Here is a 17,235-nt window from a genome sequence, read left to right as displayed (position 1 = left end):
AGGTCTTGCGCTTTGAATTGATCGTTTGCGTAATGATGAAGTTAACGTTTAGATATTGGGGTAACGTTTGGATATCGAGGTTAACGTTTGCGGCGCGATTATAGCGCTTTAATGGTTGTTTTCCCATTGCCAAGTTTTACTCGGAGTCACGATTTTAGGTAACGGAATGTCCCAACCTTCAATTGGTAAACGATCGACATGCTGGCAATCATGAGCCAAACCAATTGGCGTTGCGCCTTCACCCGTCTCGAACCATCGAGCCAAGGTGCGATCGTAATATCCGCCGCCCATGCCTAAGCGATGCCCTTGAGAGTCAAAGCCTACAAGGGGAGTCAGAATGAGATCGAGTTGCTGACAAGGTTTAACCAGCATTTGATTGAGCTGAGGTTCGACAATGCCGTACTTATTCAAAACAGTGGGTGTGGTTGGAGAGTAATGTAGAAACAGCAGATGTCCGGTAGAGAAGGGGTGTAATACTGGTAAATAAGTTTGCTTGCCTTGCGCCCATAACCATTCAATTAAAGGCTGGGTATCGAGTTCGCCATCAATGGAAATATAGAGGGCGATATGTTGAGCTGACTGAATCTCATCAAGCTGAGAGCACTGCTTAACTAAGTCTATACCGGATTGAGTTTGTTGGTCGCCAGATAAGGCATTGCGTTTGATACGGATCTGTTTGCGAAATTCGCTGCGTGTGAGCGTCTTCATAAGAAGGGATACCCCAAAGTGCCGTTGAGAATAGATGGCCCTTGAACCAGCGAGTTCAAGGCGGATCAGCAATGATTACCGTAGGCTTCTCGGCGGACCGAGCATGCTCAATAGCACTCAAGTACTAACCCTTAGGGATTGCTTATCGGCTCGGGGACGTGAATCCTCTGACAAACACTCCAGGGTAAATTTTGTGTACGCTATTGCTGTCCGTGCTTAACTTTACTGAGGACATCTGAAAGTGATGTCGTGAGCTGTTCCATTCGCTCGGTCAGTGCGTTTTGTTCATCATTTGCTTCAAACTTCTTGGTTTGTAATTCATAGCAAATGTTCAGAGCTGCGATCGTTAGCAGCTTCACTTCATTGGTTACCTTAGTACGTTCAGCCATCTCTTTCAATCGATTATCAAGATCGGCCGCCGCTGCAATCAATGACTCTTCTTGCCCTGGGGGACAATTCACTCGAGTCAGTTTTCCTAATATTTCAACGTCTACCGCTTGATTACTCATGATGGATGAACTCTTTAACGCACTATTTAAGGCTGTTGCTCTTTATCATTTTTTGAGAAAGAAAAAGTGCAAGTACCGATGAGGAAGCAATCTCCTCTGAGGGAGAAACTATAGGTAAACCGCTATTAAGATTCAAGCTTTTCAGAGTGACTGTTTGTAAATGAGAGCTTGAGCACACAGTAATTCAGCAAATTGAACAATTGGTAGTCAGTCGTCCTTCAATTGCTCAGGATCGACGCTTACCAGAATTGGGGTGAAGTGGTACGATTATACTATCGATATAAAGAATAACTGAGCGAGCTATCTGATGAGCGAAACTACTTTACCTGACTACCTAACGGTTGCGACTGAACTTCAATCGGCAAGCCTAGCCGTAAACCCTGCTGAGATGCATGGTTTATTAACGGGTATGTTGAGCGGAGGCTTAAACCTAGCAGATAAAAGCTGGCAACCACTTATCTTTGATTACACCAATGAAGGCATGGGGTGGCCAGATCGCGCATTAACGTTAGCGGAAGCTACATTAAAGGTGACGACCAGCGAAATCACAGGTTCAGGCATGGAACTGTCTATGTTGCTGCCTGATGAAGACGCAAGCGCAAGCTTGTTTGATTTGGCTGATGGTGTGTCAGATTGGATCAACCACTTTATTTCTGGTTTAGGCTTGGTTGGCGCTCAATTGAATAAAGCGTCTGACGGTACCAAAGAAGCATTAGCTGATCTTGAAGAGATGGCAAAGCTAGGCATTGACGAAGACGATGATATGGAAGAGCAAGCGCAGCTTCTAGAGCACGTTATTGAACACGTAAAAGCGTGTGCACTAACGATTCATGCTGAATTCGGTGCTCGCCCATCTGAAGATGCGGCTCCAACCATTCATTAATCCGCTTGTCGGTTTGAGGTTATAATGGCTCAGTATGATGTTGTAATTGCTGGTGGCGCAATGGCGGGGGCGACCTTAGCCCTTGCTCTGAATCACCTCAGTCAAGGTTCTCTATCGATTGCGGTAGTAGAGCCTTATCAGGTTGATCATCAAGCTCACCCAGGCTTTGATTCTCGTTCGATCGCTCTGTCTTATGGCACGGTGCAGATCCTTGATTCTTTGCGCCTTTGGCAATCTATCGCTCCGGTAGCGACCCCAATTAAAGATATCCATGTATCAGATCGAGGTCATGCTGGGATGACAGACATCTACAGTGAAGATCTTGCTGTTGATGCGCTCGGCTACGTGGTGGAGTTAGCGGATGTTGGGCGGATCTATCAGCAGAAATTAGAATCAGAAGCTGCAATTACGATGCTTTGCCCTGAGTCTGTTAGAACCGTTGAACGTGATGAATCGTTAACGACGATTGAGCTGACAAGTGGGCAAACCGTCACGACTAAGTTATTGGTTGCTGCTGACGGTGCAATCTCAACCTGTTGTCAGCAACTCAATATCTCATTGAGTGAGCATGACTTTGAACAAGTCGCTGTGATTGCCAATATCGTTGCTAGTGAGCCCCATCAAGGTCGAGCCTTTGAGCGTTTTACTCATCATGGGCCAGTTGCTCTGTTACCGATGAGCGACAACCGTTTATCGCTAGTTTGGTGTTTGTCACCGGAACAAGCACAAAAAGTGGTGGCCTTAAACGACAACGAATTTCTTGAGCAGTTACAGAATGACTTCGGTTGGCGACTTGGCCGACTAGAGAAAGTCGGCAAGCGTGCGAGCTACCCACTGATTCTTCGCCACCGACAGCAAAATATCTCTCATCGATTTGCCATTGTTGGCAATGCTGCTCAAACACTTCACCCTATTGCGGGGCAAGGTTTTAATCTTGGCATTCGTGATGTGGCTTCTTTGGCTGAAGAGTTATGTAACCAACTGGATGATGTTGGGCGTTACACTGGTCTTGTTAACTTTAGAAAGCGTAGAGAACAAGACAGAGACACGACGATTACGTTGACTTCAAGCCTAGTTCATCTGTTCTCAAACGATTTTTTGACCGCTCGTATTGGGCGAAACCTTGGGTTAGCCGTAATTGATAACCTTCCACCACTTAAAGGTCCACTTTTGCGTCATACGCTTGGCCTAGTAGAAAGATAAGGTAATAAATAATGATGCAAAGTGTTGATATCGCGATTGTTGGCGGTGGCATGGTTGGCCTAGCGCTTGCGGCTGCACTGAAAGACAGCGATCTAAGAATTGCGGTCATTGAAGGCAGAGCGCCTAGCGAAGGGCTTAGCGAATTGCCTGATGTGCGTGTGTCGGCATTGAGCCGCTCGAGTGAAGTGATTCTTCGCAATCTAGGCGCATGGCAAGGTATCGAACAAAGACGTGCTGCGCCCTACCAAGCGATGGAAGTGTGGGAACAAGACAGCTTTGCTCGCATTGAGTTTGACTCAACACGCTTAGCACAGCCTAACCTAGGCCATATTGTAGAAAACCGCGTAATCCAATTAGCGCTGCTTGATCAGGTTAAGAAGCAAGATAATGTCAGCCTATACATGCCTGCAACGTGTAAAACGATGGCGATTGGTGAGAGCGAAGCATGGCTAACGTTAGACAACGGCCAAGCGCTGACAGCAAAGTTAGTTGTTGGAGCTGACGGTGCAAACTCTTGGGTTCGCAAGCAACAAGATATCCCATTAACTCATTGGGATTACGGCCACAGTGCGATTGTCGCGAACATCAAAACCTCAGAGCCGCACCATAGCGTTGCTCGTCAAATATTCACACCGCAAGGGCCGTTGGCGTTCCTGCCAATGCAGCCAAGCAAAATGAGCTCGATAGTTTGGTCTACGGAGCCTAATCGTGCCGAGAAGCTTGTATCAATGTCGGATGCTGATTTTAATAAGCAGCTAACGGCAGAGTTCGACTCAAAGCTTGGATTATGCGAAGTGGTTGGTGACCGTTTTGCCTTCCCACTGCGCATGCGTTATGCACGTGACTTTGCTGTAGAGCGTGTCGCTTTGGTGGGTGATGCTGCTCATACTATTCACCCATTAGCAGGGCAAGGTGTGAACCTTGGTCTATTAGACGCAGCAAGCTTAGCGCAAGAGCTGTTAACGCTATGGGCTTCTGGTGAGGATATTGGTACCAAGCGCAACCTTCGTGGCTATGAGCGCTGGAGAAAAGCTGAGGCGGCGAAAATGATTGCTTCAATGCAGGGCTTTAAAGATCTGTTTGAAGGCGATAATCCGGCTAAGAAGCTAATTCGTGGTATCGGTATGAAGCTTGCTGGTCAATTACCGGGTGCGAAAGATGAGATAATGAAGCGAGCGCTGGGGTTGTCGGGCAACCTTCCGGATTTAGCTAAGCGCCCCGTAGTACACCGATAGTCGCGTGAGATGGATTGCTGTTGATGGTCAGTAGCTAAAGTTGATAGCAATTAACGACATCACGAACACGAAAAAAGGGTTGGCATAATGCCAACCCTTTTTGTTTTTAATTCTTTAGACTATCAGATCATGCGTACGCGCAGCGCAGTTTCATGATTTCACTATTTATTTCTTTTACGGTTTGGAAGTGACGCTTCTCTGCTCGGTCTGGTAGTACGAGTTTACCGTTATCAAACTCAAATTTACCTACGCCGTAAATGTAGATTCGTCCTTTGAAAAGTCGACTTACATGTTTAGCAATCATACTCGGTGTATAGCGCTTAAACAGTCTCATTTTTAATTATCCTTATATTTACCTAGCCTGCATATTATAGAAAAACTCCGAGATAATTATTGTGATAAGCATGGAGTAATATGCAGTAGAGTTGACGTTAATTAGATATTTGTGCTGTTCTAAGCACTTTCTTCAGTAAATATCTATTTTTACGTGAGCTCCTCCCCAAAATAGTACTGAGTAGTGAACTGCTACGAACTTTCCTGTCCGGTATTAAGCAGTGCTAATGTTACAAGTATAAGAATAGGCGGAATTTTTTTGTTTGTGTAATCAAATTGTAAATTTTGAACAAAAAAAAGCCCGTCTAAAACGGGCGAATAGTCACAGATGCATTACACAAAAGTGGATACTGATGTTACTCAGTGGATTCACTTGTACTGATTTGCTTAAAGGCTAGTCAGTAAAATAACAATAACGCAAATTCAACCTTGTGACTACTTATGCTTTTATTTTGAGTAACTATTTAAGGTGGGTGTGTTTTTCTTATGACGAAGTTCACACTAAAAATGTACTCAATGAAATATTAAAATGAAGTTTGCGAAGCATGATCTGTTCGAAACGTTCATCGACTGATGTCAGCGACGATCGGTGCACATAGTGCTATGAGATCATTGGGATCCAACGCAACGCCAGCCATTCGATCACCCGAGCTAATGGTAACGGTCGAGTTGCTCTGAATGGAAGGATCAAAAATGATCGGCATGTATCTCTTTAGAGCAATAGGCCCAACACATCCAGCTTTAAAGCCGGTGATGGCTTCAACATCAGCGAGTGATACGCAGGTCATTCGACGGCAATTCAGTACCGAGCGTACTTTCTTTGGATCGATAGAGCGATCGCCAGGAGTACAGGCCAACGCATACTGGTTTCCCATATCCTTAAGCAGGATGCACTTGACCATTTGAGAGGCATTAATACCTCGTTCTTGCGCTGTCTCTTCGATGCTGGTGGTTGGCTTGCTTTGCACCAACAGGCGATAGTCCACCTGCTGTTGATCTAACCATTGTGTAATCAGTGTTTCCACGTGGCTACTCTTCGTCAAGGCTGTAAGGCAGTGGCAGAATGTTCCATATTTGCTCAGGTTGCGCAGTCAATCGAAGCTGAACATCGTCATCAAGGTTGTTTGGCAACACCATCAAACCAATCGCCTGATTATCAGCAAATTGATAGACGTTTAATAGTCGGCCTGCACCGCGCCAGTTCTCACCTACGCTGCGCTCTAGTTCAATCGTATTCTCTAGAGACAATATATCTGAACTCGTTCCTGAAACAATGCGCATTTCACGCTTGTTCATGCCACGGTATTTAGCACGAGCAACTGTTTCTTGACCTGTGTAACAGCCTTTTGAAAAGCTGATACCGCCAATCGCTTGCAGGTTGAGTGCTTGAGGGATGTGTTCGTTTTGCTCTGCTTTCGATAGGTTCGGCTGAGCATCAAGAATTTCATGATACTGCCAAAGCGCTTCTGATACTTTTTCTGCAGTGCTGCTTGATACCAAGGCTTCTGCTGCTTCTTGCGTAACAAGTAGAGCCCAACGGTTGTCAGAGACTTGAACAGCGGTGCCACCAGAGATTACACGCACTTTACCTTGGCTTTCTGAAATTGAGTCAATGTATTGATCAGCTGACGCGCCCATCACACCGATAACAACGTCAGACGTTTGCTCGATATCAACCTTAGAGAATACGGCGTATTTTTTAATTTCAACTAATTCGATTTCAATTGCAGACTTAGGCTGCATAAGAGCGTAGCCACCATTGTGGTGGAACAAACGAAAGATACTCCAAACCTTTCCTTTCGCATCACAATGCGCGCCTAACGTGGATTCATCATTAGGAAGAGTGACGACATCGCACGTTACTTGACCTTGTAGGTACGACTTTTTGTCATCGCCTATCATGGTAATTGCGCTCCAATCTGACACGTGTGTCATCATCAGTTCTGGAAGCGATTCATTTTGCGTATGAGCGAGCGGCTGAAATGTGTTTTTCCAATCCATTTTATCTTTCCTAAGAATTTTATTTGGCTCTATGTTAATCCGGTTCTGTTTCTTTGTCAGCTTAGGTTTTTTTGTGAGCTTAGATAGGGACTGTGACTCACATAGTAGTTGCAGAGCGTATGACTTGTTACACTCCGAGAAAGAAAAATTATAGGTGAGGATAGCCAATGTACACTGCAGAGCAGAAAGCACGAATTAAATGGGGTTGCCGTCGTGGCATGTTGGAACTTGACGTAGTTATCATGCCATTTTTCGAAGAGTGTTTTGATTCATTGCAAGAGCAGGAGCAGCGTGAGTTTGTTTCTCTATTAGAGTGTGATGACCCAGACCTGTTTACTTGGGTAATGGGACACGGACGCAGTGAAAACCTAGGCCATGCTTCAATGGTTGATAAAATTGTCGCGCATAACCTCAGCAAGGTTCGTTAAGCTTCAGCTTAACCCTTCGTATTCCGCATTATTTGCAAAAGGCACTGTTTTTGGGTGCCTTTTGTTTTTCATCGTTTTCTCTTCTATTCCACTCGCTGTTGCCCTCTATTGTTTAGCTTTAGTGTTCAGTTTGTTTAAAGCCAATCATGTAATCTTGAATACAGCACATGGGTGCTTTGACTATAAAGAAGATGGCGAGTTCCGACTCAATGAGCAAGCCTACACACTTAAGTCCGTTGATAAGATCTGGGCGCAGTTCTTCGTTAAATTGCAGTTTGAGTGCGGATATTCAGTCTTGTTGTGGCGAGATAGTTGCAATGAACGTGAATATCGACACTTCTTGGCACATTTACAACGAGTCCGTTTGATAAACGAAAGCATTGGATAAACAAGAACCAAAGATAAAAGAAAGGGAGCTCTAGGCTCCCTGTCGTCTTTTTCCATGACCAAAAATTAAGACTGGCTTTTCTCTGGTGTCAGAATGGTTGGGCCGCTGTCTTCAGCAAGTTCTGGGTAATCCAGCGTGTAGTGTAGGCCGCGGCTCTCTTTACGTTGCATTGCACAGCGAACCATCAACTCAGCGACTTGTAGTAAGTTACGCAGTTCTAATAGGTTATTTGAAACCTTAAAGTAGCTGTAGTACTCATGAGTTTCCTGCTGCAACATCTGAATGCGGCGCATTGCACGTTCAAGGCGTTTGTCCGTTCGAACAATACCCATGTAATCCCACATGAACAGTCTTAGCTCGTGCCAGTTGTGTTGAATGATCACTTCTTCATCACTGTTGGTGACTTGGCTTTCATCCCATGCCGGAAGTTCAGCGCACAGTTGAGATTGATCGATGTTTTCAACGATATCTTTTGCGGCTGCCCACGCGTATACCACACACTCAAGCAGTGAGTTTGAAGCCATACGGTTTGCACCGTGCAAGCCGGTATAACTCACTTCGCCAATCGCATATAGGTTAGTGAGGTCAGTTTGACCTTGCTTATTCACCATCACACCACCACAAGTGTAGTGAGCAGCCGGTACGATTGGAATCGGTTCTTTGGTCATATCAATCCCCAAATCCATCAAGCGAGTATGGATCATTGGGAAATGCGTCGTGATGAATTCTTCAGGCTTGTGGCTGATATCAACATACATGCAGTCAGCACCTAAGCGCTTCATTTCAAAGTCAATCGCACGAGCAACCACATCACGCGGAGCCAGTTCACCGCGCTCATCGAAGTCCTTCATAAAGCGAGAACCGTCTGGACGACGCAGGTAGGCACCTTCACCACGCAATGCTTCCGTTAGTAGGAAGTTACGCGCTTCTGGGTGGAATAAGCAAGTCGGGTGGAACTGATTGAACTCAAGGTTTGCCACACGACAACCCGCACGCCAAGCGATAGCAATACCATCACCTGAAGAGACATCTGGGTTAGAGGTGTATTGGTAAACCTTTGAAGCGCCGCCTGTTGCTAATACAACAAATTTAGCGCGCACGGTTTCAACGTGCTCTTGGTTACGGTTCCAAATGTAGGCACCGATAACCTTGTCTTTCGAACCACCTATCTTATCTTCGGTGATTAAATCCAGCGCATTGTGACGCTCGAAGATCTCGATATTTGGGTGATTCTTGACGTTATCTTGCAGTGAGGTTTGCATCGCCATGCCAGTTGCATCGGCAGCGTGCAGAATTCTGCGGTGACTGTGGCCGCCCTCACGAGTGAGGTGATATTTTGGTTGGCCTTCTGTGCTGTTCTCATCTTTATCAAATGGAACACCACCATCAATCAGCCATTGCACACACTCTTTAGCATTTTCAGCAATGAATTGAACTGTATCTTCTTCGCATAACCCAGCCCCAGCAATTTGAGTATCTTCTACATGAGACTCAATACTGTCCGATTCATCGAACACCGCCGCAATACCACCTTGTGCGTAATACGTCGATCCTTCGCTGCGTGGTCCTTTGCTTAATACAATTACTTTTGCATGTTCTGCTACGCGTAAGGCTAATGACAAGCCTGCCGCACCACTTCCTACCACTAATACATCACACTGATGTTCACGGTTTGCGTTCATAAAACTTATTAAATCCCGGGCTATAGTCGAGTTGTCCATGCTCAATTGACTTCGTCTTGTTTTAGGAGTTTGGGTAAGACTGTTATAATCTTTCCCTAGTCATCCTAAAACACGACACAAAATCAATATATAGACAGCTATCTAGAAATATTTAATTGCTCAATACCATTGCTTTTGCTCAAGTTTCCCCAAATTGATAGGGATAACTATTTTTATTACATCACATTGTGAAACAATAATGGCAAATAATTTTAGGAAAGTTGGAACTTTCGGTATTTGGCTTAGTCACAATAGTGCTCTTGTAGACGGTGGTGTCAATACTACATTTCGCATAATTAGTACCCATATCTGTGAAGGTAAGGGTTATAACAATAGGAGTACCCGCTCGAATGAACGAGCAGCTAACCGATCAAGTGTTGATTGAGCGAGTTCAGAGTGGAGATAAGCAGGCATTTAACTTATTAGTGGTTAAGTATCAAAACAAAGTTTGTAATCTTATCTCTCGATACGTGAATAATTCCGGTGATGTACCTGATGTAGCACAAGAAGCTTTTATTAAAGCTTACCGCGCGATACCTAACTTTCGTGGTGAGAGTGCTTTCTATACATGGTTGTACCGAATTGCCGTGAACACCGCTAAAAATCATATTGTTGCCCAGAGCCGCAGGCCGCCAGCAACAGATGTAGATGCAGAAGATGCAGAATATTACGAAACAGGCAGCGCGTTAAAAGAAATATCGAACCCTGAGAACTTAACGCTGTCAAACGAATTGAAACAAGTTGTTTTTGGAGCGATTGAAGCGCTACCCGAAGACTTAAAAACTGCAATGACGTTGCGTGAGCTCGAAGGTTTGAGCTACGAAGAGATTGCAGAAGTAATGGATTGCCCTGTAGGAACCGTACGTTCGCGTATTTTCCGAGCTCGTGAAGCGGTAGAAAAGAAAATTAAACCTCTTTTACAACGCTAGAACTTGTAATAATTATGGTGAAAATAATGGCTGATAAAGAAAAGCTTTCGGCACTCATGGATGGTGAAACGATCGATAAAGCTCTCATAGTAGATCTCGAATCTGATCAAGAAAGCATGGATACCTGGCAGAGTTACCATTTAATTGGTGATGTTATGCGTGGGGATGCGCCAGAAACTCCAGAGTGGAACATTGCTAACAGTGTAGCTGCAGCGCTTGATGATGAGCCTGCACATGGTTCAATGTCGAACCTGCACCAATTGAATGTTGAACCTACTGTTGCTCCAATTGAAGAGCAGCCTAAACCTCAGCAAGCGAAGCGTCAGCTTCCTGCATGGTTACAACAGTTTGGACAAGTTGCCGTGGCAGCGTGTGTTTCATTAGCAGTTGTATTGGGTGTTCAGCAATATGGTGGCAGCGATCCCGCAGCTCCAGAGCAGTTGCCTGTACTCCAGACGATTCCATTTGCAGGTTCTGCGGAACCAGTAAGCTTAACGCGTGACTCTGTTGAGAGACCTGCATCTGAAGCTAACATGCAAGAGCAACGCAAACGCGTTCATGCATTGTTAGAAGATTATGAGCTACAACTAAGATTAAACAGTGATGCATCGCCAATGGAAGATGCACACCTAGAATCGGATATTGAATGAAGAAAATCCTGGTCAGTGCACTGACACTGTTCAGCTTGATGTCTCCAACAGCCTTTGCAGAGGAAACCACTGCAAAGGCCTTGTTACATCAAATGAACGAGGCCAGTCAGCATCTAAATTACGAACTCTCCTACATATTGATAAAGAAGAGCAGCATTGAACCTCTGCTTTATCGTCATGCAGTTAACGACGACCAACAACTTGCACACCTTGTTTATCTAAGCGGCCCTGTTCGTGAGGTTATTCGACGTGGCAATGAAGTTAGCTACATCGAACCGGGTACAGAGCCATTTACTATTCAGTCTGGCAGTATGGTTGCACCTGTCATTCCGATGATTAATCGAGATATCGATTCTCTCAACCAATACTACGATTTTGTAAAAGTTGGGCGTTCTCGTGAGGCGGGCAGTACCACGCAAGTATTACGCGTCGTGCCGAAAGACGGCCTTCGATACTCTTACGTGGTTTGGGTCGACGAGAAAACCAACCTTCCTTTGCGTGCCGATCTTTTGGATCGTGATGGCGAAGTGCTTGAGCAGTACCGCACTATCTCTTATGTCGTGAACGATAAAATTGCAGAAGCAATGGGCGGTTTGAATCAAGCTAAATTGCCGAAGGTTTTGTCATTGCCAGAAGGCTTGGTGAGCGAGACCGACTGGCAAGCCTCGTGGGTGCCAGAAGGATTTAAATCGAAAGAACTCAGCCGTTACCAAATGGCTGCGACCGAAAAAATGGTTGAAAGCCAGCTTTTCAGTGATGGATTATTTAGCTTTTCGGTTTATATCGCCGATAAAGACGAACATTCATTGAAAGGACAGCTGGTACGCCAAGGGCGAAGAACCTTGCACAGCTTAGTGATTGGCGACAAAGAAATCTCTGTGGTTGGTGATATTCCGCCAGCAACGGCCAAGCGTATCGCTCAATCCGTCACGTTCAATAAACCGGCACCAGCGCAATGATGACTGCGTTGGCGACCGTTAGCTCAGTCGAACAAAAAGGTAAGCAATATTTTGTTCAGCTGAGTTGCGAACAACAAACCAGTTGCAGCAGCTGCTCATCTCAAAAAAGCTGCGGAACGGGTATTGTGACCAAGGCTGTTGGCAATAAATCCTTGTTTTGGCAGCTTAAAACCCAAAGCTTAGTTAAAGCAGGCCAGATCGTAGAAATTGGCTTTCCAGAAAAAAGCCTACTTCAGTCTGCGGCTATTGTTTATCTTATCCCGCTTTTCATGTTGATGGTTGGTGCTGGTTTTGGACAACTCTTGTTACAACCCTTACTCCAAGGGGGCGAGGGCATTGTTATCTTAACTGCAGCGCTGTTTACTGCTGGTGGTATTGGTTTGGCGAAGCGCTTAGCTAAACCAATGGAAGACAAATCCAAGCAAGAAGTTGTCTTGATTAGAATCCTAGGCAAGTCTCTCATCTAATTTATGATGCTTATTGCCCTTAAATTGGGTAGAATCTGCCAACTTGATTGAAATGCCGCCACCAATGCTGACTGTAGATTGGACGCGTTGCGGCTTTCTTATTATCCCTATTCAAAGAGTTTAGTCACACCAAGCCTATGAAGCACATTCGTAATTTTTCGATTATCGCCCACATCGACCACGGTAAGTCGACCCTTTCTGACCGCTTAATCCAAGTTTGTGGAGGGTTAAGTGAACGTGAGATGGCAGCTCAAGTCCTCGATTCTATGGATATAGAACGCGAGCGTGGTATTACAATTAAAGCGCAGAGTGTGACTTTAGATTACAAAGCTAAAGATGGTGAAACTTACCAACTTAACTTTATCGATACCCCTGGACACGTAGACTTCTCTTATGAAGTATCTCGCTCTCTAGCCGCTTGTGAAGGCGCGCTTCTTGTAGTGGATGCCGGCCAAGGTGTTGAAGCTCAAACTCTAGCAAACTGTTACACCGCGATCGAAATGGAACTGGAAGTAGTGCCAATCTTGAACAAGATTGACTTACCTGCTGCTGAACCTGAACGAGTTGCTGAAGAAATCGAAGAGATCGTTGGTATCGATGCGATGGAAGCGACGCGTTGTTCTGCAAAAACCGGTATCGGTGTTGATGACGTTCTTGAAAACATCGTAACGGCTATCCCGCCACCGGAAGGTGATCCAGAAGCGCCACTACAAGCTCTGATCATTGACTCTTGGTTCGATAACTACTTAGGCGTTGTTTCTTTGGTTCGTATCAAGAACGGTAAGCTGAAGAAGAACGACAAGATTAAAGTAATGTCGACAGACCAAGTTTGGGGTGTTGACCGTCTAGGTATCTTCACACCTAAGCAAATCGACACAACTGAGCTAAATACTGGCGAAGTTGGCTGGGTTGTTTGTGGTATTAAAGACATCCTTGGCGCACCTGTTGGTGATACGTTGACGCTTGCAAAAGGCGGCAGCACAGAACGTCTACCTGGTTTCCAAAAAGTGAAGCCTCAGGTATACGCAGGTCTATTCCCAGTATCGTCTGATGACTACGAAAACTTCCGTGACGCACTAGGCAAACTAAGCCTGAACGATGCATCACTATTTTACGAACCAGAAAGTTCAGCAGCACTTGGCTTTGGTTTCCGTTGTGGTTTCTTAGGAATGCTTCACATGGAGATCATCCAAGAGCGTTTAGAGCGTGAATACGACCTAGACCTAATCACAACGGCACCAACCGTAGTGTACGAAGTTGTAAAAACGGATGGCACAATTCTCTATGTTGATAGCCCGGCTAAACTGCCTGCTATTAATGACTTAGAAGAAATTCGTGAACCGATTGCTCGCTGTAATATTCTGGTACCTTCGGATTACCTAGGCAACGTGATCACACTGTGTGTTGAGAAGCGTGGCGTGCAAGTCGACATGGTTTATCACGGTAACCAAGTTGCTGTGACGTACGATCTTCCAATGGCTGAGGTGGTTCTAGACTTCTTCGACCGTCTGAAGTCAACGTCTCGCGGGTACGCATCATTGGATTACAACTTCCAACGTTACGAAGCATCAAACATGGTACGTGTAGATGTATTGTTGAATGGTGAAACGGTTGATGCACTGGCGATCATTACACACAAAGATATTGCCCAGTCTCGTGGTCGTCTACTGGTTGAGAAGATGAAAGAATTCATCCCTCGCCAGATGTTTGATATCGCGATTCAAGCCGCGATTGGTAACCACATTATTGCTCGTTCTACAGTGAAACAACTGCGTAAGAACGTAATCGCAAAATGTTACGGTGGTGATATCAGTCGTAAGAAGAAACTTCTTAAGAAACAAAAAGAAGGTAAGAAGCGTATGAAGCAGATCGGTAACGTTGAACTGCCTCAAGAGGCATTCTTAGCAATCCTTCATGTTGGCAAAGACTAGGTATCAATCGCACTAACTATCTGCTGAACATTACTGGTTAAAATCGTTTATTTCTTTGTTGCAAAGATTGCAATTAGGCCCGCTAGTCACTGCACTTTGCGCCTCGAACTAAACGATTTTTCCTGCGTAATCTTCCCAGCATTTAGTCAGCATGATTGATACAAATTAGAAATATTAAGCAGAGTGAAAGAGTTATGCTCTTTCACTTTCGTTATTTTTAAAGAAATGAAATTTAAGGGATATCAATGGCTAATACATTTTCGCTTATCTTAGTGATCGTAACTCTAGTGACTGGCATTGTATGGGCGTTGGAAAAGTTTGTGTGGGCGAAGAAGCGCCAACAAAAACTGGCTGACGTTGAAGCACAGTCGAATGGCCTAGACGATGCAACCAGCGCAAAAGATACGGCTCAGCCTTGGTGGGTTGAGAACAGTGTGTCCATTTTCCCTGTAATTGCATTTGTTTTGGTTTTGCGTTCATTTATTTATGAACCGTTTCAAATTCCATCTGGCTCGATGATGCCAACACTATTGGTTGGTGATTTCATCTTGGTAGAAAAGTACGCTTATGGTCTAAAAGATCCTGTATGGCGCACTCAATTGGTAGAAACAGGCAAACCAGAACGTGGTGATTCAATCGTATTCAAATACCCACCTCAGCCGAATATCGACTACATCAAGCGTGTTATTGGTATGCCGGGTGATACCATTCGCTACAGCAGCAATAAAGAAATCTGTATTCAAGCGAAGGGTGGCAGTAGCTGTAAACCAGTGAAGTTGAGTAACGTTGAAGAAAGCCAATTTATTCAAGATGGTGTGCCTCTAATTCAGTTGAATGAACAACTGGGTGACGTGGAGCACCAAATCTTAGTTAACCCATTACGCCGTGATCGTGTGCAAGCATATCAACCTCGCAATGGTGTTAACGAGTGGATCGTTCCAGAAGGCCAATACTTTGTTATGGGTGATAACCGTGACAACAGTGCTGACAGCCGTTACTGGGGCTTTGTCCCTGAAGCAAACCTTGTTGGTAAGGCCGTTGCTATTTGGATCAGCTTCGAATTCGAACGCGGTTCAGACAGTGTACTTCCAACATGGATTCCTACTGGTGTGCGTTTTAATCGCATCGGTGGGATTCACTAATCGATCACATAACACATCGAGAGAGCATGAATTCTCCAATTGATAAACTAGAGAGAAAGATTGGCTATCAGTTTAATGATGCCGATCTTATCCATTTGGCGCTGACTCACCGCAGTGCCGCAGGTAAACACAACGAACGTCTTGAGTTTCTGGGCGATTCAATTTTAAGTTTTGTTATCGCTGATGATCTTTACCACCGTTTCCCTAAGGTAAACGAAGGTGATATGAGCCGCATGCGCGCAACATTAGTACGTGGTCATACATTGGCAGAACTAGGTCGTGAATTCGAACTAGGAGATTACTTAAAATTAGGTCCAGGTGAGTTGAAGAGTGGCGGTTTCCGTCGTGATTCTATTCTAGCGGATGCGGTTGAAGCGATCATCGGCGCTGTCTATTTAGATAGTGATACCGAGGTTGTTCGCCGTATTATTTTAAGCTGGTACCAATCTCGCCTAGAGTCTATTCAGCCTGGTGTATCTCAAAAAGATCCAAAAACTCGCTTACAAGAGTTTTTACAAGGTCGAAGAAATCCCCTACCTGTCTACACAGTGACTAATATTAAAGGTGAAGCACACAACCAAGAGTTTACGGTTGAGTGTGAAGTGGCAGGTGTGGATAAACCTGTTATCGGTAAAGGCACTAGCCGCCGCAAGGCAGAACAAGCGGCTGCTGAAACAGCATTAGAGCAACTAAGCAATGTCTGATAACAATCAAGATTTCGATATCGATGCATTCTTTTCATCTGATAGCAAAAAAACGGGCCTACCGGAAAACCAACACTGTGGCTTTATCGCTATTGTGGGTCGACCAAACGTAGGTAAATCGACGCTTCTGAACCATATTTTGGGTCAGAAAATCTCGATTACATCACGTAAACCTCAGACAACACGCCACCGTATTATGGGTGTAGAAACTGAAGGTGATTACCAAGCGATCTACGTTGATACTCCTGGACTTCACATCGAAGAAAAGCGTGCAATCAACCGTTTGATGAACCGTGCGGCGAATAGCTCACTGAGCGATGTGAACCTAGTATTTTTCCTTGTTGACGGTACTCACTGGACTGACGACGATGAGATGGTACTGAACAAGCTGAGAAAAACAGATTTCCCAGTTGTCCTTTGCATTAACAAAGTAGACAACGTTCAAGACCGTACAGACGTGATGCAACACATGATGGAAGTGTCTAAGAAGATGGACTTCCTTGATGTTGTGCCAATCTCGGCGAAGCAAGGTAAGAATATCGATGTACTGCGTAAGCACGTTCGTAACTCTTTACCAAAAGCGACGCACCACTTCCCAGAAGAGTACGTAACGGATCGCTCACAGCGCTTTATGGCCTCTGAAATCATCCGTGAAAAACTGATGCGATTCACAGGCGAAGAGCTACCTTACTCAGTAACGGTTGAAATCGAGCGTTTTGATTACAACCCAGATAACGATGGTTTCCACATCAATGCTTTGATTCTTGTTGAACGTACTGGTCAGAAGAAGATGGTGATTGGTAAAGCGGGCGAGAAGATCAAAACGATTGGTCGTGAAGCTCGTATCGACATGGAAGAACTGTTCGGTCGTAAGGTTTACCTAGAGACTTGGGTTAAAGTTAAGTCTGGTTGGGCTGACGATGAGCGTGCACTTCGCTCGTTAGGCTACATCGACGATCTATAATATATTGAACGTCACTTTCTGATATTAAGAAAGTTGAATTGAATATAAATACAAGAGAGAGTGCGAACTCTCTCTTTTTG

At 44.9% G+C, this 17,235-nt stretch carries 19 protein-coding genes and 1 other RNA gene; 13 read left to right on the top strand and 7 right to left on the bottom strand.

The window, feature by feature from the left end; genetic code table 11:
* Positions 1-108 precede the first annotated feature (108 nt).
* From AB4513_RS01000 to zapA, 3 genes are all read right to left on the bottom strand, one after another.
* A complete protein-coding gene (locus AB4513_RS01000; RefSeq protein WP_009847663.1) occupies positions 109-708 on the bottom strand; it encodes a 5-formyltetrahydrofolate cyclo-ligase in 600 nt (199 codons plus the stop codon).
* Between the two features lie 6 nt (positions 709-714).
* Positions 715-897: non-coding RNA, 6S RNA (gene ssrS, locus AB4513_RS00995), on the bottom strand.
* A gap of 11 nt (positions 898-908) precedes the next feature.
* A complete protein-coding gene (gene zapA, locus AB4513_RS00990) occupies positions 909-1,217 on the bottom strand; it encodes a cell division protein ZapA (RefSeq protein ID WP_004735366.1) in 309 nt (102 codons plus the stop codon).
* A gap of 307 nt (positions 1,218-1,524) precedes the next feature.
* On the opposite strand from zapA, the gene AB4513_RS00985 reads away from it, so the two are divergent.
* Genes AB4513_RS00985 through AB4513_RS00975 form a run of 3 tightly spaced genes read left to right on the top strand, consistent with a single transcriptional unit; the run spans position 1,525 to position 4,538 of the window.
* Positions 1,525-2,100: a YecA family protein gene (locus AB4513_RS00985; RefSeq protein WP_004735367.1), complete on the top strand. Its 576-nt coding sequence runs from the start codon at positions 1,525-1,527 to the stop codon at positions 2,098-2,100.
* A gap of 24 nt (positions 2,101-2,124) precedes the next feature.
* A complete protein-coding gene (gene ubiH, locus AB4513_RS00980; RefSeq protein ID WP_102258174.1) occupies positions 2,125-3,303 on the top strand; it encodes a 2-octaprenyl-6-methoxyphenyl hydroxylase in 1,179 nt (392 codons plus the stop codon).
* Between the two features lie 11 nt (positions 3,304-3,314).
* The gene (locus AB4513_RS00975; RefSeq protein WP_009847661.1) at positions 3,315-4,538 is read left to right on the top strand and encodes an FAD-dependent 2-octaprenylphenol hydroxylase; all 1,224 of its coding nucleotides are present in this window, start codon (positions 3,315-3,317) and stop codon (positions 4,536-4,538) included.
* A gap of 127 nt (positions 4,539-4,665) precedes the next feature.
* On the opposite strand, the gene AB4513_RS00970 is transcribed toward AB4513_RS00975, so the two are convergent.
* The 3 genes from AB4513_RS00970 to ygfZ form a co-directional block, all read right to left on the bottom strand.
* Entirely contained in the window at positions 4,666-4,872 is a 207-nt protein-coding gene (locus AB4513_RS00970) for a DUF1107 domain-containing protein (RefSeq protein ID WP_009847660.1), read from the bottom strand.
* Positions 4,873-5,434: 562 nt separating this feature from the next.
* Complete coding sequence (locus tag AB4513_RS00965) at positions 5,435-5,896, bottom strand: aminoacyl-tRNA deacylase (RefSeq protein WP_009847659.1); 462 nt, start codon at positions 5,894-5,896, stop codon at positions 5,435-5,437.
* A 4-nt stretch (positions 5,897-5,900) separates the two neighbouring features.
* The gene (gene ygfZ / locus AB4513_RS00960; RefSeq protein WP_009847658.1) at positions 5,901-6,872 is read right to left on the bottom strand and encodes a tRNA-modifying protein YgfZ; all 972 of its coding nucleotides are present in this window, start codon (positions 6,870-6,872) and stop codon (positions 5,901-5,903) included.
* Between the two features lie 167 nt (positions 6,873-7,039).
* Between ygfZ and AB4513_RS00955 the strand changes: the two genes are divergently transcribed.
* Complete coding sequence (locus AB4513_RS00955; protein WP_004735374.1) at positions 7,040-7,300, top strand: succinate dehydrogenase assembly factor 2; 261 nt, start codon at positions 7,040-7,042, stop codon at positions 7,298-7,300.
* Positions 7,248-7,688, top strand: coding sequence for a protein YgfX (locus AB4513_RS00950; protein ID WP_332251964.1), 441 nt, complete (start codon positions 7,248-7,250; stop codon positions 7,686-7,688). Before AB4513_RS00955 ends, AB4513_RS00950 begins: the two co-directional genes overlap by 53 nt.
* Before the next feature lie 65 nt (positions 7,689-7,753).
* Here the strand turns inward: AB4513_RS00950 and nadB are convergent, their stop codons facing one another.
* A complete protein-coding gene (gene nadB / locus AB4513_RS00945) occupies positions 7,754-9,370 on the bottom strand; it encodes an L-aspartate oxidase (protein ID WP_009847657.1) in 1,617 nt (538 codons plus the stop codon).
* A gap of 389 nt (positions 9,371-9,759) precedes the next feature.
* Here nadB and rpoE point away from each other — a divergent pair, with 389 nt between their 5' ends.
* From rpoE to era, 8 genes are all read left to right on the top strand, one after another.
* On the top strand, positions 9,760-10,338 hold the full coding sequence (rpoE, locus tag AB4513_RS00940; protein ID WP_004735377.1) for an RNA polymerase sigma factor RpoE: 579 nt from the start codon (positions 9,760-9,762) through the stop codon (positions 10,336-10,338).
* A 26-nt stretch (positions 10,339-10,364) separates the two neighbouring features.
* Positions 10,365-10,988, top strand: a complete 624-nt coding sequence (locus tag AB4513_RS00935; RefSeq protein WP_009847656.1) for a sigma-E factor negative regulatory protein — start codon at positions 10,365-10,367, stop codon at positions 10,986-10,988.
* Positions 10,985-11,947: a sigma-E factor regulatory protein RseB gene (rseB, locus tag AB4513_RS00930; protein ID WP_009847655.1), complete on the top strand. Its 963-nt coding sequence runs from the start codon at positions 10,985-10,987 to the stop codon at positions 11,945-11,947. The genes AB4513_RS00935 and rseB overlap by 4 nt, the downstream gene beginning before the upstream one ends.
* Entirely contained in the window at positions 11,944-12,414 is a 471-nt protein-coding gene (locus AB4513_RS00925) for a SoxR reducing system RseC family protein (RefSeq protein WP_009847654.1), read from the top strand. Before rseB ends, AB4513_RS00925 begins: the two co-directional genes overlap by 4 nt.
* A 137-nt stretch (positions 12,415-12,551) precedes the next feature.
* Positions 12,552-14,345 carry a translation elongation factor 4 gene (gene lepA / locus AB4513_RS00920; RefSeq protein WP_009847653.1) on the top strand — a complete coding sequence of 598 codons (1,794 nt, stop codon included), beginning with the start codon at positions 12,552-12,554 and terminating at the stop codon, positions 14,343-14,345.
* A 245-nt stretch (positions 14,346-14,590) separates the two neighbouring features.
* Positions 14,591-15,487, top strand: coding sequence for a signal peptidase I (lepB, locus tag AB4513_RS00915; RefSeq protein ID WP_102258175.1), 897 nt, complete (start codon positions 14,591-14,593; stop codon positions 15,485-15,487).
* A 26-nt stretch (positions 15,488-15,513) separates the two neighbouring features.
* The gene (rnc, locus tag AB4513_RS00910) at positions 15,514-16,191 is read left to right on the top strand and encodes a ribonuclease III (RefSeq protein ID WP_004735383.1); all 678 of its coding nucleotides are present in this window, start codon (positions 15,514-15,516) and stop codon (positions 16,189-16,191) included.
* Positions 16,184-17,155: a GTPase Era gene (era, locus tag AB4513_RS00905; protein ID WP_004735384.1), complete on the top strand. Its 972-nt coding sequence runs from the start codon at positions 16,184-16,186 to the stop codon at positions 17,153-17,155. Before rnc ends, era begins: the two co-directional genes overlap by 8 nt.
* Positions 17,156-17,235 lie beyond the last annotated feature (80 nt).

The organism is Vibrio sp. 10N.222.54.E6 (genome assembly GCF_041473955.1).
Lineage (GTDB): Bacteria > Pseudomonadota > Gammaproteobacteria > Enterobacterales > Vibrionaceae > Vibrio > Vibrio tasmaniensis_A.
This window is presented reverse-complemented; position numbering and strand designations above follow the sequence as displayed.

Coding starts and splice junctions, on each gene's coding strand:
- lepB (WP_102258175.1), top strand. CDS start 14,591: ATGGCTAATACATTTTCGCTTATCTTAGTGATCGTAACTCTAGTGACT.
- era (WP_004735384.1), top strand. CDS start 16,184: ATGTCTGATAACAATCAAGATTTCGATATCGATGCATTCTTTTCATCT.
- rpoE (WP_004735377.1), top strand. CDS start 9,760: ATGAACGAGCAGCTAACCGATCAAGTGTTGATTGAGCGAGTTCAGAGT.
- AB4513_RS00970 (WP_009847660.1), bottom strand. CDS start 4,872: ATGAGACTGTTTAAGCGCTATACACCGAGTATGATTGCTAAACATGTA.
- zapA (WP_004735366.1), bottom strand. CDS start 1,217: ATGAGTAATCAAGCGGTAGACGTTGAAATATTAGGAAAACTGACTCGA.
- AB4513_RS00975 (WP_009847661.1), top strand. CDS start 3,315: ATGATGCAAAGTGTTGATATCGCGATTGTTGGCGGTGGCATGGTTGGC.
- AB4513_RS00925 (WP_009847654.1), top strand. CDS start 11,944: ATGATGACTGCGTTGGCGACCGTTAGCTCAGTCGAACAAAAAGGTAAG.
- ubiH (WP_102258174.1), top strand. CDS start 2,125: ATGGCTCAGTATGATGTTGTAATTGCTGGTGGCGCAATGGCGGGGGCG.
- AB4513_RS00950 (WP_332251964.1), top strand. CDS start 7,248: ATGCTTCAATGGTTGATAAAATTGTCGCGCATAACCTCAGCAAGGTTC.
- AB4513_RS01000 (WP_009847663.1), bottom strand. CDS start 708: ATGAAGACGCTCACACGCAGCGAATTTCGCAAACAGATCCGTATCAAA.
- rnc (WP_004735383.1), top strand. CDS start 15,514: ATGAATTCTCCAATTGATAAACTAGAGAGAAAGATTGGCTATCAGTTT.
- AB4513_RS00935 (WP_009847656.1), top strand. CDS start 10,365: ATGGCTGATAAAGAAAAGCTTTCGGCACTCATGGATGGTGAAACGATC.
- ygfZ (WP_009847658.1), bottom strand. CDS start 6,872: ATGGATTGGAAAAACACATTTCAGCCGCTCGCTCATACGCAAAATGAA.
- AB4513_RS00985 (WP_004735367.1), top strand. CDS start 1,525: ATGAGCGAAACTACTTTACCTGACTACCTAACGGTTGCGACTGAACTT.
- lepA (WP_009847653.1), top strand. CDS start 12,552: ATGAAGCACATTCGTAATTTTTCGATTATCGCCCACATCGACCACGGT.
- nadB (WP_009847657.1), bottom strand. CDS start 9,370: ATGAACGCAAACCGTGAACATCAGTGTGATGTATTAGTGGTAGGAAGT.
- rseB (WP_009847655.1), top strand. CDS start 10,985: ATGAAGAAAATCCTGGTCAGTGCACTGACACTGTTCAGCTTGATGTCT.
- AB4513_RS00955 (WP_004735374.1), top strand. CDS start 7,040: ATGTACACTGCAGAGCAGAAAGCACGAATTAAATGGGGTTGCCGTCGT.